The organism is Sphingomonas pollutisoli (assembly GCF_029167165.1).
Classification (GTDB): domain Bacteria; phylum Pseudomonadota; class Alphaproteobacteria; order Sphingomonadales; family Sphingomonadaceae; genus Sphingomonas; species Sphingomonas pollutisoli.
This window is the reverse complement of sequence record NZ_JARFNJ010000049.1, coordinates 1-1,001: the sequence shown is the minus strand read 5'-3', so window position 1 is coordinate 1,001 and position 1,001 is coordinate 1. Positions and strand designations below refer to the sequence as shown.

Genomic DNA, 1,001 nt, shown 5'->3' with positions numbered 1-1,001 from the left:
ACGTCTCACGCAAAGTGGGCCGGAAACTACCATTTATTGCAGTTCCGGGCGATCATCATTGCAAGCCGCTACAGCTATGCAGACCAGCTTGTCGATCGATATTCCGAGCGCAAGGTTGATGCGGCGAAGCAGCACACGGCCAGCGATCTCGCTTCACGATCGATCGCCTGACGATAGGTCGCTACAACGCCACTGTTTCCCCTGCCCGCAATTCTCTGCCGGCATGGCTCTCTGGATCTCGGCTCAGATTACTCAATCTTCTTCATGAGCCTTCCTGCCGCTCCCTGCTCGGCCGCGAGATTGCGGTTGTAGGCGAGCGGCATGCGCGGGCTCTTCCACCGCAGCGCATCCATGATGCCCGCCAGGTCTTCGCCGGTCACGAACAGGTCCTGGTTGAGCCCGATCCGCGTCGAGTGCGCGCTGATCCCTTTGAGCAGCCGGGCGAGATCATCGGCGGTCAGATCGGGCAGCGCGCCGAGATCAAACGCCCGCTGGATGATCGACCGGAAGATCGGCCCGATCGAGCCCGGATGCAGCGCGACCGTGCCGATGTCATATTCGACACGAGCCTTCACGGCGGGCTTGGAAAGCGTCTTGCGCAGATCCCAGGTCTCGCGGCCCGAGATGCTGTCGATCGGCCGACCGCGCACGGCGGCGCGTGCCTTGTAGCGCCGCACCTGCACCCGGCGAAACAGCGGCCCCGTCGTGATCTCGGCCGCTTCACTCCAAGCCGCGAGCGCCGCGACGGTGCGCGGGCTGAGGTAAGCGGTCGCCCCCTCCCCGTCCTCATCGCCCTTGTGGCGCAGGATCTGCAGCAGTCGCGCATCCGGATCGATGGCTTCGTCGATGTGCTCGAAGGCGACCGCCACCAGCTCGGACGCGCGCAGTCCGGTGTCATAGGCCGCCGACAGCAACGCCCGATCCCGCAGCCCCGGCAGATCCTCGCCACAACTCTCGAGCAGCGCGCGGATGTTGAGCCCCCGCGCCTTGTCGCGCTCGAC

General features: G+C 65.1%; 1 protein-coding gene. It reads right to left on the bottom strand.

Annotation, left to right across the window (positions count from 1 at the left end; genetic code table 11):
- Positions 1 to 248: 248 nt before the first annotated feature.
- A partial coding sequence (locus PX554_RS26495) for a site-specific integrase (protein ID WP_476712855.1) occupies positions 249 to 1,001 on the bottom strand: 753 nt, incomplete at its 5' end.